This is a genomic window from Inquilinus sp. YAF38, from assembly GCF_052113205.1.
Classification (GTDB): Bacteria; Pseudomonadota; Alphaproteobacteria; order DSM-16000; family Inquilinaceae; genus Inquilinus.
Genome location: NZ_JBFRCU010000130.1, coordinates 1 through 14,894, shown reverse-complemented (window position 1 = coordinate 14,894; position 14,894 = coordinate 1). Strand labels below are relative to the sequence as shown.

Below are 14,894 nucleotides of genomic sequence, written 5' to 3'. Positions count from 1 at the left end.
GCCGTGCGACTCGCAGGCCAGCTGCAGCCGCCGCTCGGCCAGCAGGTCGGCGCGCGCCGCCTCGGCCAGCACGGCGCCGAAGCCGCGGGTGCGCAGCGCTTCCTCCACCACCGCCAGCACGCCGGTCTCGTCGCGCGGCCGGACCAGGATCAGCCGGTCCGGCGCCAGGCCCAGCGCGGCCAGGGCCGGCGGGTACAGGTCGTCGGCCGCGGCGCACCACAGCACCGGCCCGCGCCGCTGCAGCCGGGCCAGCAGCCGCGCGGAAAAGCCGGTGGCCGCCGCCCCGGCAGGGTCGCCGTCGGCGCCGGCGACCCGGTGCAGCCGGCCGAGCGCCAGCCCGCCGCGCGGCAAGCGGTCATCGATCGGGGGCAAAGCGAGCGGCAGGACTCCCGGATCTTCGACGGCGGATCCGTATCGGTTCAGGCGCTCGCGCAGGGCGGCGAGGGCAGACATGGCGAGGCATGATGTTCCGTATTTGTTCCAATATGAATCCACCGCTGGCCCGGAGAGTCAAGCCGGGCGAATCCCGGCCATGTCCTTCATGCCCCTTTGACGTAGCCCAGCGCCTCGACGATGCGGCCGTCGCGGACCCGCATCAGGTTGACCCCGCGGACCGAGCTCTGGTCGTCGGCACCCCAGCGATAGCGCCACAGGATGATGGCGCGGTCGCGGAGCACCACGACGTCCTCGATGTCGAAGCCGGTCCCGGGCGCGGTCGCGATTCGGGTCCACAGCGCCACGCAGGCGTCGCGGCCGACATGGCGGGTGCCGTCCGGAGCGGGCTGGGTGTTCTCGATCACGCAATCCTCCGCCACCAGCTCCGCCAGCGCGGCCGGGTCGTGGCGCTGGAACACGGCGTTGAACCGGTGCATCAGCGCGGCGGTCTCGCGCTCCTGCGCCGACGGCGCCTCCGCGCTCATCACTGCGCCGCCTCGGCCGGGCGCGGGCCGAAGAACCCGTCGTCGCGCTGCACCAGCCCTTCCGCCGCCAGCGCCGCCTGCACCGCCGGCCGGGCGGCGACGCGCCGGTGGAAAGCGTCCAGCGCCGGCCGGCGCGTTAGGTCGACGCCGTTCCAGGGCGACCAGTTCAGGCAGACGAACAGATAGGCATCGGCCACGGTGAAGCGGTCGCCGGTCAGATACGGCCCCGCGAGCTGCCCGGCCAGCCAGTCCAGGCGCTTGTCCACCAGCGCCGCCACTGCGGCCCGGGCCGGGGCATAGGCGGGGAGCATCAGCATCACCATCGGCTTGTGCAGCTCGGCGGAAATGAAGTTCAGCCAGGACTGCACCCGGCTGCGCTCGACGCTGCCGGGTGGCGGCAGCAGCCCGGCTTCGGGGTGGAGATCCGCGAGATACTGCACGATGGCTGGTCCCTCGGTCAGGACCCGCCCGTCCGCCAGGGCCAGCGCCGGCACATAGCCGTTGCCGTTGACGCGCAGATAATCCTCGCCGTCCTCCGTCCGGTGCGTCGCGCGGTCGACCTCGACCAGTTCCATCGGCAGGTCCAGCTCGCGGCACACGATGTGCGGCGACAGCGAGCAGGCGCCCGGATGCATGTACAGCTTCATGGTCATCTCCCAGATCCTCTTTTTCGGGCGGCTTCGAGGCCGTCGTGAAAGTGCATTTATTTTTGTACCGTACCGCATGATAACATGTAGTCAAGAGTTAACCTGCGAAGCAGTACAAAAATGAGCGAAGCCCCGAGAAAGCGTGGCCGGCCGCGGGCCTATGATCCGGATGCGGCGCTGGCGCAGGCGCGGGACGTGTTCTGGGAAGGCGGCTTCACCGGCAGCTCGCTGGATGCCCTGAGCGCCGCGACGGCGATGAACCGGCCCAGCCTGTACGGCGCCTTCGGCGACAAGGAGGCACTGTATCTGCGGACGCTCGAACGCTATCGCGACGCGAGCCTGGTCGCGATCCGGCAGGCGCTCGATCCCGGCCGGTCATTGCGTGAGGGGCTCGGGATCCTCTACGCCACGGCGCTGTCGACTTATCTGGACGAACGGGCGGGAGCGCGCGGTTGCCTTCTGATCGGCACGGCGGCGGTGGAGGCGGTGCTGCACCCGGCCGTGCGCGCGATGCTGCACGGCAGCCTCGCGGCCTTCGAGCAGGAGCTGGAGGAGCGGTTCCGCCTGGCCCGGGACCGCGGCGAGATCGGCGCGGGCACCGACCCCGTCACGCTGGCCCGGCTGGCTGCGGCGGTGCTGCATTCGCTGGCCGTGCGCGCCCGGGCGGGTGAGGCCCGCGCCACTCTGGAAGCGATCGCCGATTCGGGCGTGGCGATGATCTGTGCCGCCGCCGGCGCCGCTTGAGGCCGGTCAGCCCTGGCGGGCGTCGGGCAGGAACAGCCGGACCGGCCGGATCTCGTAGCCGCCGAGGCCGGGATTCGCCTGCTCCAGCTCCTGGGCGATGGCCACCGCCTCGTCCTGCGAATCACAGTCGACCACGTAGAAGCCGAGCATCTGCTCCTTGGTCTCGGCATAGGGGCCGTCGATCACCAGCGGCGGCTGGTGGCCCTTCATCAGCGTGGTCGCGGCGCTGGTGAAGGCCAGCCGCGCGGCGGGGCCGAGCTTGCCTTTCGCGGCCAGCCGCCGGTGGACGACGTCCAGCCGGGCCATGACCGCGTCGTCCTCCTCCTGCGTCCAGGCGCCGAGGACCTCTTCCGAGTTGTAGCAGAGAATGGCGTACAGCATCCGGGCCTCCCCTCCCGTATCCCGGGCGGGAGTATGCCTGCAGCCGATGAAAAGAAAATCCCTATGCCGTCACGCCGGCGGCGATCACGGCATCGGCTGCACGATCACGGCGCCGGGGACAACGGTCACGGCGGTGCCGCCGGCGGCCGGCAGATAGGCGCTGGTCATGACGTCGACCTTGTCGGCGCGGATCGTCTCCAGCGTCTGGCACAGCGACCATTTCGCGGTCGGGCCGGAGATGGTGACGCGGTCGCCGATCCGGACCGGGACCGGCTTGCCCTGGACCGACACCTCGCTGCCGTCGTCGCGGCGCAGCACGGTGCAGGGCCGGCCGACCTCGAGCGTGCCGGTGTAGACGACGTTGACCTCGTCATGCCACGCGCTGGACACCTTCGGAAAATCATAGGGCGGGATCTGCGCCTGATGTCCGGCGGTCTGGCAGGCGCCCAGCAGGGCCGCCGCGGCGAGGGCGATGAAGAGGGTCGGCGAGGGGTGATGACGATTCGACAACACGCTCTCTCTTTCTCGTTTTGGCGGCGGAATCATTTCTTCCAATACTGTTCTTCCATACAGGCGAAGCGGGGCCGCCGTCCAGAACACGTTCGAAGCGAACGTTCCGGACCAACGATGGGTTATTTCGGACCGGATTGCGGAGACTTTGTGACCGGGAATGTCCTAACCGCCCGTATCGTCTGACAAAATCGGCGGAGAATGCAGCCGAACCGTCACGGTTCGGCGGTTTCCTTTTACCCGGGTTGATTGTATGCCCTTGGGGCCCTGATGCGGCCCGCTATGGTTTCGAGAGGGGCCGGGCCGCACGCTCTCTGGAGTCTGCAGGATGTCAAAGGCCGATCAGCACAAGGCCGAAATCGTCGATGGTGTCGTGGCGCTGGCCAAGCAGCGGCTCGATCCGGCGAAGGGAGGAATGGCCGAGCGGTTCACCCGCCTGTATTTCCGCAACGTGCCGCCGCACGACGTGCTGCGCGAGGGCACCGACACCCTCTACAGCGTCGCCCTCGGCCTGCTGCAGTTCGGCGGCGAGCGCCGCAAGGGCGAGGTCAAGATCCGGATCTTCAACCCGGTCTATGACGATTACGGCTGGCGCAGCCCGCACACCGTGGTCGAGATCATCAACGACGACATGCCGTTCCTGGTCGATTCGGTGACCGCGGCGATGTCCGAGCTCGGCCTGACCGTGCATCTGGTGGTGCATCCGATCATCGCCGTCACCCGCGACGCCCAGGGCCGGCTGACCGACGTGCAGGACCCGGCCGCGGCGCCGGAAGGCACGCCCGCCGAAAGCTTCATGCATGTCCAGGTCGACGAGCGCACCGATCAGGCGACGCTCGACCGGATCGCGGCGACCTTGCGCGGCGTGCTGGCCGATGTCCGCGCCGCGGTCGAGGACTGGAGTCAGATGCGGCAGCAGATCCGCACCGTGCTCGAGGAGCTCGACCACAAGGCGCTGCCGGTCGACCCGGGTGAGACGCGCGAGATCATCGCCTTCCTGGAGTGGCTCGAGGACGACCATTTCACCTTCCTGGGCTATCGCCGCTACGACTTCGCTCGGACCGAGGACGGGCTCGAGATCGCGATCGTGCCGGGCAGTGGCCTGGGCATCCTGCGCCAGGCCGAGGTCTCGGTGTTCGACGGCGCCCGCCGCTACGACCGGATGTCGGAAGAGGCGCAGTCGATGCTGCGCAGCACGGCGCCGCTGACCGTCACCAAGGCCAGCCTGAAGGCGACGGTGCACCGGCCGGTGCATCTCGACGTCTTCACCATCAAGATCTTCGACGAGGCCGGCGAGGTGAAGGGCGACCACATGTTCGTCGGCCTGTTCACCTCGGTCGCCTACAGCCGCAGCGCCCGCGACATCCCCTATCTGCGGGCCAAGGTCAGCCGCACCCTGGCGCGCGCCGGGATGGACCCGCGCAGCCATGACGGCAAGGCGCTGGGCCATATCCTCGACACCTATCCGCGCGACGAGCTGTTCCAGATCTCCGAGGAGCAGCTGCTCGACATCGGCATGGGTGTGCTGCACCTGCAGGAGCGGCAGCGGACGGCGCTGTTCGTGCGCCGCGACCCGTTCGGGCGCTTCGTCTCCTGCCTCGTCTACGTGCCGCGCGACCGCTACAACACCGACCTGCGCCACCGCATCCAGAAGATCCTGCAGAAGGCCTATGGCGGCGCGGTCACGGCCTTCAGCACCCAGATGACCGAAGGGGCGCATGCCCGCGTCCATTTCCTGATCAAGACCGAGCCCGGCGCCGGCACCGACGAGCCGGTCGACGTGATCGAGGAGCGGCTGGTCGAGGCCGGGCGCAGCTGGTCCGACCTGCTGCAATCGGCCCTGGTCGAGAAGAAGGGCGAGGAGCAGGGGCTGATCCTGCTGCGGCGCTATGCCGAGGCCTTCCCGGCCGGCTATCGCGAGGAAACCCCACCGGCGGCGGCGATCGTCGACATCGAGCGGATCGAGGAGATCGACGAGGCCGGCGAGATCGGGCTGCATCTGTTCCGCCCGATCGAATCGGCGCCGAACGAGCTGCGCTTCAAGCTGTATCACCGCGGCACGCCGGTGCCGCTGTCCGACGTGCTGCCGATGCTGGAGCATCTCGGTTTCAAGGTGGTGTCGGAGTTCCCGACCGAGGTCAGTCTTCAAGGTCTGGGGCAGGGCCATGGCCCGGTCTGGATCCATGATTTCGAGATGCGCAGCCGCAGCGGCGACCCGATCGAGCTGAACCGCCTCAAGGCCGTGTTCCAGACCGCCTTCGAGCGGATCTGGACCGGCGACATGGAGGATGACCGGCTGAACCGGCTGGTGCTGGCCGGCGGGCTCGACTGGCGCTCGATCACGCTGCTGCGCGCCTACACCAAATTCCTGCGCCAGGCCCGCTTCGCCTTCAGCCAGGAGACGATCGAGGACACGCTGGTGGCGCATCCGGAGACGACGCGCGCCATCGTCCGCATGTTCGCCACCCGCTTCGACCCGGACCTGACCGGCGACCGCGAGGTGGCGATCCGCGGCATGCTGGTCGAGATCGAGCACGCGCTGGACGCGGTCACCAACCTGGACGAGGACCGCATCCTCCGCCGCTTCCTGAACCTGGTGCGGTCGACCCTGCGCACCAACTACTTCCAGACCGACGACCAGGGCCGGCCGAAATCCTACCTGTCGCTGAAGCTGGACAGCCTGTCGGTCGAGGAGCTGCCTCTGCCGCGGCCCTGGCGCGAGATCTTCGTCTACAGCCCGCGGATGGAAGGCGTGCATCTCCGCGGCGGCAAGGTTGCCCGCGGCGGCATCCGCTGGTCCGACCGGCGCGAGGATTTCCGCACCGAGATCCTGGGGCTGATGAAGGCGCAGATGGTGAAGAACACCGTCATCGTCCCGGTCGGCTCGAAGGGCGGCTTCGTGCTGAAGCGTCCGCCGGCCGCCGCGGCCGGGCGCGAGGCGTTCCAGGCCGAAGGCATCGAATGCTACAAGATCCTGATGCGCGGGATGCTCGACATCACCGACACCATCGTCGGCGGCGAGACCACGCATCCGGAGCGCGTGGTCCGGCATGACGAGGACGATCCGTACCTCGTGGTCGCGGCCGACAAGGGCACGGCCACCTTCTCCGACATCGCCAACGGGGTCAGCCAGGATTATGGCTTCTGGCTGGACGATGCCTTCGCCTCCGGCGGCTCGGCCGGCTACGACCACAAGAAGATGGGCATCACCGCCCGCGGCGCCTGGGAATCGGTCAAGCGGCACTTCCGCGAGCTCGGCACCGACATCCAGGCCCAGGACTTCACCTGCGTCGGCGTCGGCGACATGTCGGGCGACGTGTTCGGCAACGGCATGATCCTGTCCGAGCACACCCGCCTGTTCGGCGCCTTCAACCACCTGCACATCTTCGTCGACCCGGATCCGGACGCGGCGGCCAGCTTCGCCGAGCGCAAGCGGCTGTTCGACCTCGGCCGCGGCTCCTGGGACCAGTACGACCAGGCGAAGCTGTCGCCCGGCGGCGCGGTCTACGAGCGCCGCGCCAAGTCGGTGAAGCTGTCGCCCGAGATCCGCGCCCGCTTCGGCATCGGGCGCGAGACGGTGACGCCGAACGAGCTGATCCAGACCATGCTGAAGGCTGAGGTCGACCTGCTGTTCTTTGGCGGCATCGGCACCTATGTGAAGGGCAGCCGCGAGAGCCATGCCGATGCCGGCGACAAGGCGAACGACGCCCTGCGCATCAACGGCCGCGACGTCCGCGCCCGCGTGATCGGCGAGGGCGCCAACCTCGCGGTCACCCAGTTCGGCCGCATCGAATATGCCCGCATCGGCGCCGGCGGGTCGGGCGGCAAGCTGAACACCGACTTCATCGACAACTCGGCCGGCGTCGACACCTCGGACCACGAGGTCAACATCAAGATCCTGCTGGGCGCCGTCGTCCAGGCCGGCGACCTGACGCTGAAGCAGCGCAACGTGGTGCTGGAGAGCATGACCGAGGAGGTCGGCCATCTGGTGCTGCGCGACAACTACCTGCAGAGCCAGGCGCTGTCGCTGGCGGTCGGCGAGGGTTTCGAGCTCCTGGACCAGCAGGCCCGCTTCATGCGCGGGCTGGAGAAGGCCGGGAAGCTCGATCGCGTGATCGAGATGCTGCCGACCGACGAGGAACTGACCCAGCGCTCCGGCAACCGCGAGGGGCTGACCCGGCCGGAGCAGGCGGTGATCCTGGCCTATGCCAAGATCAACATCTACGACGCGCTGCTGGCCAGCGACCTGCCGGACGACGCGGCCCTGGTCGACGACCTGGTGCTGTACTTCCCGACGGCGCTGCGCGAGCGCTTCAAGGACGCCATCGCGCAGCACCGGCTGCGGCGCGAGATCGTCGCCACCCATGTCACCAACAGCATGGTGAACCGGGTCGGTGCCACCTTCGTCTCCGAGCTGGTGGACAAGACCGGCATGGGCGTGGCCGACATCGCCCGCGCCTATCTGATCGTGCGCGACGGCTTCGGCCTGCGCGACATCTGGGCGGCGGTCGAGGCGCTGGACAACAAGGCCCAGGCCCAGGCCCAGATCCGCGCCATGCTGGCGACACGGCGGCTGATCGAGCGCAGCGTCGCCTGGATCCTGCGCCAGCAGGGCCGCGGCCTGAACATCAGCCAGGACGTGGCGCATCTCAAGCCCGGCCTGGCCGAGCTGGAGAGCCAGCTGGACGCCGCGATCTTCGACGACGCCCGCGCCGTGATCGACGCCCGCGCCCAGGGCTTCGTCGACGCCGGCTTCCCGGAGGAGCTGGCCCGCCGCGTCGCCCGGCTGAACCTGTGGGCGGCCGGGCTGGACATCATCCGCATCGCCGACCAGGCCGGGCGCGGCGTCAGCGAGGTGGCGTCGGTCTATTTCGAGACCGGGCGCCGGCTGGGCCTGGCCTGGCTGCGCGACGGCGCCAGCCGGATGCCGGCCAGCAACCACTGGCAGAAGCAGGCGGTGGGGGCGATCGTCGACGACCTGTACACGCTGCAGGCCGACCTCGCGGTGCGCGCCCTGCAGGACGCGCCGGCGGGCGCCGCCGGGGCGGCGGYGGTCGAGGCCTGGGTCGACCATCGCCGCGCCCCGGTGGACCGGATCGACCAGCTGGTCTCCGAACTGAAGGCGCTGGACCAGGTCGACCTGTCGATGCTGGCCGTCGCCAACCGCAATCTGCGTGGTTTGGCGACGGGGTGAACAGTCGTCGGATGTAGGTTGGGTTCGCGGCCGCGAACCCAACATCGCGCGACGGGATCAGTGTTGGGTTCGCAGTCGCGAACCCAACCTACTCGCTATCCTCCCGCAGCAGCTTCTGCAGCGGGGCGGTCTGGCGCAGGATCGGCGACTTGATGACGATGTAGCTGAAGTACTTCTCGATGCCGAGGCGCCGGTCCAGCAGCGCCTCCATCACCTGCTGGTAATGGGCGATGCTTCGGGCCAGGAAGCGCAGCAGGTAGTCGTAGCCGCCGCTGACCATGTGGCATTCCAGCAGCTCCTCCACCGTGGCCAGCCCGGCCTCGAAACGGATGAAGTCCTCGCGCCGGTGGTCGCTCAGCGTCACCTCGGTGAACACGGTCACGGTCTCGGTCAGCTTCGCCAGGGCGATGCGGGCGCCGTAGCCGGCGATGTAGCCCGCCGCCTCCAGCCGCTTCACCCGCTGCAGGCAGGGGCTGGGCGACAGGCCGACCGCCTCCGCCAGCGCGGCATTGGTGATCCGCCCGTCGGCCTGCAGCCGGGCCAGGATGGCGATGTCGATCCGGTCCAGCTTCGGCGTCATCCTTCCCCCGTCCGATCGGCCGCGGACTTAACCCCGCAACGCCTCCTGGTGAGCTTTTGCCAGTTCCGCCATGCTGGTGAAGCGGAAATCGACCTTGGGTTCGGTCGCCGGCTTCATGGTGGCGCCGAAGCCGCCTTCGGCGTGGCGGCGGTGGATCCAGCAGGTGGCCAGGCCCGCCGCCGTCGCCGGCTCGTGGTCGTGGAACAGGCTCTCCGCCGTGTGCAGCACCACGCCCGGGGCGATGCCCATGCCGCCGAGCTTCTCCAGCATGTAGTCGAAGTTGCGCGACGCCGGCTTGTAGCTGCCGATATCCTCGGCGGTGAAGACGGCGTCGAACTCGACCTGCAGCCGGACGTTGCTGAGGGCGAAGCTGGCATTGTCGACATTCGAGAGGATGGCCAGCTTGTAGTACTTCTTCAGGTACTGCAGCGCGCCGGCGGTGTCGGCGAAGGCCGGCCAGTCCTTGATCGAGCGGCCATAGGCCAGCGCCTCCTCCCAGCTCGCCGCCACGCCCCATTCCTCGGCCAGGCGCTTGTAGACGATCGCCAGCAACTCGCTGTAGCGCCGCGCCGGGGTCCAGCGCTGCTGCGCCGATTCATGGCGGGCATGGGCTTCCAGAATCCGGTCGCGGCTCAGCGGAGCCTTCGCGCGGGCGGTCAGCGGTGCCAGCGCGTTGACCATGCCGGTCTCCCAGTCGATCAGCGTGCCGTAGCAGTCGAAGGTCAGGATCTTGAAATCGGTCAGTTTCATGGTGCGTCCTCCGGTTCCGATGGCCCGATTATCCGCCGGCGGTGCCGGCAGGGGCTGCGCATTCGCCTCCGGCGGCGGCAGAGGCTGGCGCAGCGCGGCCATGCCGCAGCAGAAAATGCCGTGTCGCAGCCGCGTCATGGCGTGTCGGCTCTGGAGCGTGCGGGGCCGCGGAGTCGCGCCATGATCGCCGCCAAGAGGTGCCGGTCCGATGCTGTGGAACAGAGCAGCCGCGGATCGGAGAATTGGGAAGCCGGTGTGAACCCGGCGCTGCCCCCGCAACGGTAACGGCGGTGTAAGGTGCGGCAGGGGCCACTGGAGCGATCCGGGAAGGCGCCGCACCGGCCAAGAAGCCCGCCGGAGCCCGGAAACCAGCCTCGAAGGAGTTTGTCTCGGTGATCGCGGTGGGCGGTCGGCGGGCATGTTCGCGAAGGGCCGGTCCGGTCTCCGAGCGCGCGTACCCGGATGCCACATCTGCGACCGTGCCCATAGGAGAGGGTCGGGTATGGAAGCGCGTTCGGCCATGTTGATGGATCTGCTGTCCCGCGCACCGGGCTTCAGCCTGAAGCGGGATTTCTACACCAGCCCCGCCTATCTCGCGCTGGACCTGGAGCACATCTTCTACAAGGACTGGTTGTTTATCGGCCATGCCTGCGAGGTGACGCGGCCGGGCGATTTCCTGACCGTGCAGATCGGCGAATACCCGGTGCTCGTGGTGCGCGGCCGCGACCGCGCCATCCGCGCCTTCCACAATGTCTGCCGCCACCGCGGCTCGCGCCTGTGCACCGACGAGCGCGGCTCGCGCCCGCGTCTGGTCTGTCCCTACCACCAGTGGACCTACGACCTCGAGGGCAAGCTGATCTTCGCCCGCGACATGATGAACGACATCGACCCGGCGCAGTTCGGGCTGAAGCCGGTGGCCTGCCACGAGGTCGGCGGCTGGATCTTCATCTCGCTGGCCGAGCAGCCGCGCGACTTCGAGCCGTTCCGGCGCATGGTCGAGCCCTATATGGCGCCGCATTTCCTGGCCGAGGCCAAGGTCGCCCACAGCTCGACCATCATCGAGAAGGGCAACTGGAAGCTGGTGATGGAGAACAACCGCGAATGCTACCACTGCTCCGGCAACCATCCGGAGCTGTGCCGCGTCTTCTCCGACCAGCCGACCCTGACCAGCGGCCAGAAGGGGATGGAGGAGAACCCGGAGATCCTCGAGCATTGGCAGCGCTGCGAGGCGATCGGCCTGCCCAGCCGCTACCAGATCTCGGACGACATGCAGTACCGGGTGATGCGCGTGCCGTTCATCAACGACGCCCATTCGATGACGATGAGCGGGCAGCCGGCGGTGAACCGCCTGCTGGCCGAGTTCCCGACCACCAAGCTCGGCTCGATGCTGCTGTACCACTACCCGAACAGCTGGAACCACCTGCTGGCCGACCACGCGCTGAGCTTCCGCATCCTGCCGATCAGCCCGACCGAGACCGAGGTCACCACCAAATGGCTGGTGCACAAGGACGCGGTCGAGGGCGTCGACTACGACCTCCGGGCCCTGACCGAGGTGTGGTCCGCGACCAATGACGAGGACCGCCGCATCGTCGAGGAGAACCAGCGCGGCATCCTGTCCCCGGCCTATGAGCCCGGGCCGTATTCGAAGATGCATGAGGGCGCGGTGATCCAGTTCGTCGACTGGTATGCCGACACCCTCACCCGCCGGCTCGGCGGCGACGCCGCCGCCGCCCCGATCCGCGACGTGGCGTAGGGGCGACGGGACATGCCCGGCCCCCTGACCGCGACGCCGAAGCTGTGGAACGCGAAGACCGCGCGGCTGCGCTGCATCGGCATCCGTGAGGAGGCGCCGGACGTCCGCACCTTCCGCTTCGAGGCGGAGGACGGCAGCTGGTTCTCCTACCGCCCCGGCCAGTTCGTGACGCTGGAACTGCCGGCGGGGCCGGAGCCGGTGCTGCGCACCTACACCCTGGCCTCCACCCCGTCGCGGCCGCACCACGCCAAGATCACGGCCAAGGTGCAGCCGGGCAGCGTCGCCACCCGCTGGCTGTTCGACAAGCTCAAGGTCGGCGATGCGCTGACCGCGCATGGCCCCACCGGCCGCTTCTCGCTGCTCGACCATCCGGCCGAGCGCTATCTGTTCCTGTCGGCCGGCAGCGGCGCCACGCCGATGATGTCGATGGCGCGCTGGCTGTTCGACACCGCGCCGCAGACCGATGTGGTCTATGTCCATTTCGCCCGGCGGCCGCAGGACCTGCTGTTCCGGTCGGAGCTGGGCTACATGGCCGAGGTGGCGTCCGGCCTGCGGCTGCGCTTCGTCGTCACCGGCGCGCCGGCGGGCGAGGGCTGGTCCAGCGGCCGGCTGGAGCAGGCGCTGCTGTCCGCCCTATGCCCGGATCTGGCCGGGCGGACGGTGTTCTGCTGCGGCCCGGATCGGTTCATGGAGGCGGCCCGGCATGTGGCCGGCGAACTCGGCGTGCCGGCGGCGCGCTGGCATGAGGAGAGCTTCGGCGCCACCCCGGCGCCGGTGCCGGTCGCGGCCCCGATCGCGCCGCCGCCCGCGCCGGCGGGGGAGGGGATGCAGGTCGCCTTCACCCGCTCCGGCCGCAAGGCCACGGTGCTGCCGGGCCAGACGGTGCTGGAGGCGGCGGAGGGCTGCGGCCTGCGCATCCCGACCGCCTGCCGCCAGGGCCTCTGCGGCACCTGCCTAGTGCGAAAGCTGAAGGGCGAGGTGCGGATGGAGCACAATGGCGGCATCGCCGACGATGAGATCGCCGAAGGCTGGATCCTCGCCTGCTGCTCCCAGCCCGAGACCGCGTTGGTGGAGGTCGAGGTGTAGGCGGGGCGCCTGTCCTGCTCCGGCACCTTCTTCACGGGATAATCTCGAAGCGGATTTTTGATCCATCCGGAAGATCGCGGATTTGACGGGCGAGGTCCGCGCGCGCCGTCATTCCCCTTGTCGACTCCAACGCCGCCAGATTGTCGATCGAGAACGCGCCGCCGCACACGAACGGCATCAGCGGTACGAGCCGATGCTTCGCCGGGAGGGGACCGTGCTTCTTCTGCCAGTCATGGGCGAGGGAATGGCCGGTCAGGTAGTCGAAGTCATCGAGAATGAGCTCGGCCCAGTCTTCGATCGTCCGGCAGAGGCGTTTGAACTCCCCGGTCTCCGGATCGAACCCGGCGATCATCCCGTCCATGAGGCAGAACTGCATGCCGAATGCATCTTCGGCAAAGCAGAGGCAGTTCTGCGGGAAAAGGTCGTATTCCTTCTTCCAAAGGGCCGGATGGTTCCATGCCGGAAGGTCATAAGCGGCGTCGGACGGCTGGGTCGGGAACACGCAAAGCGCTGATTCGAAGGCAAAAAATCCGTTCTTTGATGCCAACGCGGACGCCAGGTCGGACTCGATGCTGGGAAAGTTGAGCCTCGCCTCCGCCGGGCCGACGGTGTCGGCGAGTGGCTCGCTCGCTATGGACAGAAGCTTTCGCAGGTGCGGTCCCACGATTCCCTCCGGGATTGGTAGTGGCCGGCTGTAGGAATAGTCAGTCGGCGCTCCACTGGCGCAGCACGGCAACGCCCTCTCCTCTGCCGGGCCAGAGATGGACGACGTAGCGATCTTCGCCGGCGAGACCATCCTCGCTGAGCGAGCCGAGGCCTGTGAATACTATCATTACCCGCAAATCACCTTCCGGGACCGATCGGCGCGCGGCGTCAGGCAGATAGTCGCTGCATCCCGCGACGACGATCTCGCCGGATGTCCGCAAATCGCCGATGACGATGTGATCGGCGAGGCCCGCATCGAACTGAGGCTCTTCGTCGTGAAGCTCGATCCGCACGGGTACCGTCATATTCCGGGCGGTTGAGACTACCAGAACCCCGTCCGCACACAGGATGCGACGGCGTAGGGCCTCGTCCGTCCAGTCCGTCGGCATTTCCGCATTGCCGGCGGCATCCGACAGATAGAACTGATGATAGTCGGCGAAAAGCTCGCCATCGAAGAGAACTGCCAATCCACCCTCCCCCGAGGCTTTGGCCGGATAAGCATAGCCGCCTCTCCGGGTGCTATCCTAGACCCCGCGACGGTCACAGCCTCTCAGCCGCCCCGACCACCCGCGCCAGAAAGTGGTCGCGGTCGGCGTCGGTGGCGCGGTTCATGCCGTAGAGGGCGAGGTAGCGCGCCGGCGCCCAGGGGCGGATCAGGCCGCGCAGCCAGCGCCGCACCAGCTTGCGCGGCGGGTCGCCCATCAGTAGCGAGGCCCAGCGCGTGCCGCCATAGGAGACAACCGCGGTCAGGGACCGGATGTGCTGCAGGTTCGGAGCGGCCCTTCCGTCCTTCATCACGAAGGATACGCCGGGCAGCATCACCCGGTCGAACCAGCCCTTCAGGATCGCCGGGAAGCCGAAATTCCACACCGGCGCCATGATCACCAGCGCCTCGGCCCGCAGCAGGCGCTCGACATGGGATTCCACCGGGCGGCGGTTGACCGACAGGTCGTGGTACTGCAGCCGCTCCTGCCGGGTCAGGATCGGGTCGAAGCCCTCGGCATAGAGGTCGCAGTCGTCGACCTCGTGCCCGGCCCGGCGCAGAGCGTCGACCATCGCCCGGTGCAGCGCGGCGTGGAAGCTGGTCTCGACCGGATGCGCGAACAGCACCAGGACGCGCATGGATCAGGCCTTGCCGGGCGGGGAGGCCGGGGCCGCCCCCTCACCCGAAATCACGGTGCGATTTCGACCTCTCCCGCAAGCGCTAAGACATTCACGCACCGCCTCTTCTGAGTCCCCCCTCCCCTCGCAGGATGGGGCTAGGGGGAGGGGGTTCTCTCGGCCCGAGCCAGCCCAGACCGTCGCAAGCCCGCACGGACGGCGAATTCGGTGCCCAGCGCATTCGCGCGCGGACGCGCGCAGACCCCTCCCCCTGCCCCCCTCCCCTTGCGGGCAGGGGAATCGCATTTGAATGAAGGAGGGGGTTGCGGGAGGAAGAGAGATCGATTCTGTAGAGGCTTTCTCTTGCGGAGGAGGCCCGATGTCGTCGCTGATCACAATCCTGCGCGAGGTTCGCGATCCGCGCGACCCGAACGCCCGGCACGATCTGGCGGAGCTGTTGTTCGTGGCGCTGGCGGCGACGTTGTGCGGGGCCAAGAGCTGCGTGGAGATCGCCGAGTTCGGC

The 14,894-nt window shown here is 68.5% G+C and carries 15 protein-coding genes and 1 riboswitch; of the genes, 5 read left to right on the top strand and 10 right to left on the bottom strand.

Features of this window, described 5'->3' with window-relative positions:
* The 3 genes from AB4Z01_RS33770 to gstA form a co-directional block, all read right to left on the bottom strand.
* A partial coding sequence (locus AB4Z01_RS33770) for an ImuA family protein (RefSeq protein ID WP_441700892.1) occupies positions 1-453 on the bottom strand: 453 nt, incomplete at its 3' end.
* Between the two features lie 86 nt (positions 454-539).
* On the bottom strand, positions 540-920 hold the full coding sequence (locus tag AB4Z01_RS33765; protein ID WP_441700890.1) for a nuclear transport factor 2 family protein: 381 nt from the start codon (positions 918-920) through the stop codon (positions 540-542).
* Positions 920-1,573, bottom strand: coding sequence for a glutathione transferase GstA (gstA, locus tag AB4Z01_RS33760; protein WP_441700888.1), 654 nt, complete (start codon positions 1,571-1,573; stop codon positions 920-922). The genes AB4Z01_RS33765 and gstA overlap by 1 nt, the downstream gene beginning before the upstream one ends.
* 114 nt (positions 1,574-1,687) lie before the next feature.
* Between gstA and AB4Z01_RS33755 the strand changes: the two genes are divergently transcribed.
* A complete protein-coding gene (locus AB4Z01_RS33755) occupies positions 1,688-2,311 on the top strand; it encodes a TetR/AcrR family transcriptional regulator (protein WP_441700886.1) in 624 nt (207 codons plus the stop codon).
* 6 nt (positions 2,312-2,317) lie between these two features.
* Here the strand turns inward: AB4Z01_RS33755 and AB4Z01_RS33750 are convergent, their stop codons facing one another.
* Entirely contained in the window at positions 2,318-2,692 is a 375-nt protein-coding gene (locus AB4Z01_RS33750) for a YciI family protein (protein ID WP_441700884.1), read from the bottom strand.
* Positions 2,693-2,776: 84 nt separating this feature from the next.
* Positions 2,777-3,202 (bottom strand): DUF5818 domain-containing protein, encoded by a 426-nt coding sequence (locus tag AB4Z01_RS33745; RefSeq protein WP_441700882.1) that lies wholly within the window; start codon positions 3,200-3,202, stop codon positions 2,777-2,779.
* Positions 3,203-3,530: 328 nt separating this feature from the next.
* On the opposite strand from AB4Z01_RS33745, the gene AB4Z01_RS33740 reads away from it, so the two are divergent.
* Entirely contained in the window at positions 3,531-8,396 is a 4,866-nt protein-coding gene (locus AB4Z01_RS33740) for an NAD-glutamate dehydrogenase (RefSeq protein WP_441700880.1), read from the top strand.
* Between the two features lie 88 nt (positions 8,397-8,484).
* On the opposite strand, the gene AB4Z01_RS33735 is transcribed toward AB4Z01_RS33740, so the two are convergent.
* The gene (locus AB4Z01_RS33735) at positions 8,485-8,976 is read right to left on the bottom strand and encodes an Lrp/AsnC family transcriptional regulator (RefSeq protein WP_441700878.1); all 492 of its coding nucleotides are present in this window, start codon (positions 8,974-8,976) and stop codon (positions 8,485-8,487) included.
* 27 nt (positions 8,977-9,003) lie between these two features.
* The gene (locus tag AB4Z01_RS33730; protein ID WP_441700876.1) at positions 9,004-9,726 is read right to left on the bottom strand and encodes a haloacid dehalogenase type II; all 723 of its coding nucleotides are present in this window, start codon (positions 9,724-9,726) and stop codon (positions 9,004-9,006) included.
* Positions 9,727-9,904: 178 nt separating this feature from the next.
* A riboswitch (cobalamin riboswitch) is annotated at positions 9,905-10,117 on the top strand.
* 111 nt (positions 10,118-10,228) lie between these two features.
* Here AB4Z01_RS33730 and AB4Z01_RS33725 point away from each other — a divergent pair.
* On the top strand, positions 10,229-11,479 hold the full coding sequence (locus tag AB4Z01_RS33725; protein ID WP_441700874.1) for an aromatic ring-hydroxylating oxygenase subunit alpha: 1,251 nt from the start codon (positions 10,229-10,231) through the stop codon (positions 11,477-11,479).
* A 12-nt stretch (positions 11,480-11,491) separates the two neighbouring features.
* Positions 11,492-12,565 carry a 2Fe-2S iron-sulfur cluster-binding protein gene (locus AB4Z01_RS33720; RefSeq protein ID WP_441700872.1) on the top strand — a complete coding sequence of 358 codons (1,074 nt, stop codon included), beginning with the start codon at positions 11,492-11,494 and terminating at the stop codon, positions 12,563-12,565.
* 31 nt (positions 12,566-12,596) lie between these two features.
* Here the strand turns inward: AB4Z01_RS33720 and AB4Z01_RS33715 are convergent, their stop codons facing one another.
* From AB4Z01_RS33715 to AB4Z01_RS33705, 3 genes are all read right to left on the bottom strand, one after another.
* Positions 12,597-13,229 (bottom strand): hypothetical protein, encoded by a 633-nt coding sequence (locus AB4Z01_RS33715; protein WP_441700871.1) that lies wholly within the window; start codon positions 13,227-13,229, stop codon positions 12,597-12,599.
* Between the two features lie 40 nt (positions 13,230-13,269).
* The gene (locus AB4Z01_RS33710; protein WP_441700869.1) at positions 13,270-13,737 is read right to left on the bottom strand and encodes a hypothetical protein; all 468 of its coding nucleotides are present in this window, start codon (positions 13,735-13,737) and stop codon (positions 13,270-13,272) included.
* Positions 13,738-13,810: 73 nt separating this feature from the next.
* Complete coding sequence (locus AB4Z01_RS33705; protein ID WP_441700867.1) at positions 13,811-14,392, bottom strand: NAD(P)H-dependent oxidoreductase; 582 nt, start codon at positions 14,390-14,392, stop codon at positions 13,811-13,813.
* Positions 14,393-14,750: 358 nt separating this feature from the next.
* Between AB4Z01_RS33705 and AB4Z01_RS33700 the strand changes: the two genes are divergently transcribed.
* A partial coding sequence (locus AB4Z01_RS33700) for a transposase family protein (protein WP_441700894.1) occupies positions 14,751-14,894 on the top strand: 144 nt, incomplete at its 3' end.

Coding starts and splice junctions, on each gene's coding strand:
- AB4Z01_RS33755 (WP_441700886.1), top strand. CDS start 1,688: ATGAGCGAAGCCCCGAGAAAGCGTGGCCGGCCGCGGGCCTATGATCCG.
- AB4Z01_RS33705 (WP_441700867.1), bottom strand. CDS start 14,392: ATGCGCGTCCTGGTGCTGTTCGCGCATCCGGTCGAGACCAGCTTCCAC.
- AB4Z01_RS33730 (WP_441700876.1), bottom strand. CDS start 9,726: ATGAAACTGACCGATTTCAAGATCCTGACCTTCGACTGCTACGGCACG.
- AB4Z01_RS33765 (WP_441700890.1), bottom strand. CDS start 920: ATGAGCGCGGAGGCGCCGTCGGCGCAGGAGCGCGAGACCGCCGCGCTG.
- AB4Z01_RS33720 (WP_441700872.1), top strand. CDS start 11,492: ATGCCCGGCCCCCTGACCGCGACGCCGAAGCTGTGGAACGCGAAGACC.
- gstA (WP_441700888.1), bottom strand. CDS start 1,573: ATGACCATGAAGCTGTACATGCATCCGGGCGCCTGCTCGCTGTCGCCG.
- AB4Z01_RS33725 (WP_441700874.1), top strand. CDS start 10,229: ATGGAAGCGCGTTCGGCCATGTTGATGGATCTGCTGTCCCGCGCACCG.
- AB4Z01_RS33750 (WP_441700884.1), bottom strand. CDS start 2,692: ATGCTGTACGCCATTCTCTGCTACAACTCGGAAGAGGTCCTCGGCGCC.
- AB4Z01_RS33735 (WP_441700878.1), bottom strand. CDS start 8,976: ATGACGCCGAAGCTGGACCGGATCGACATCGCCATCCTGGCCCGGCTG.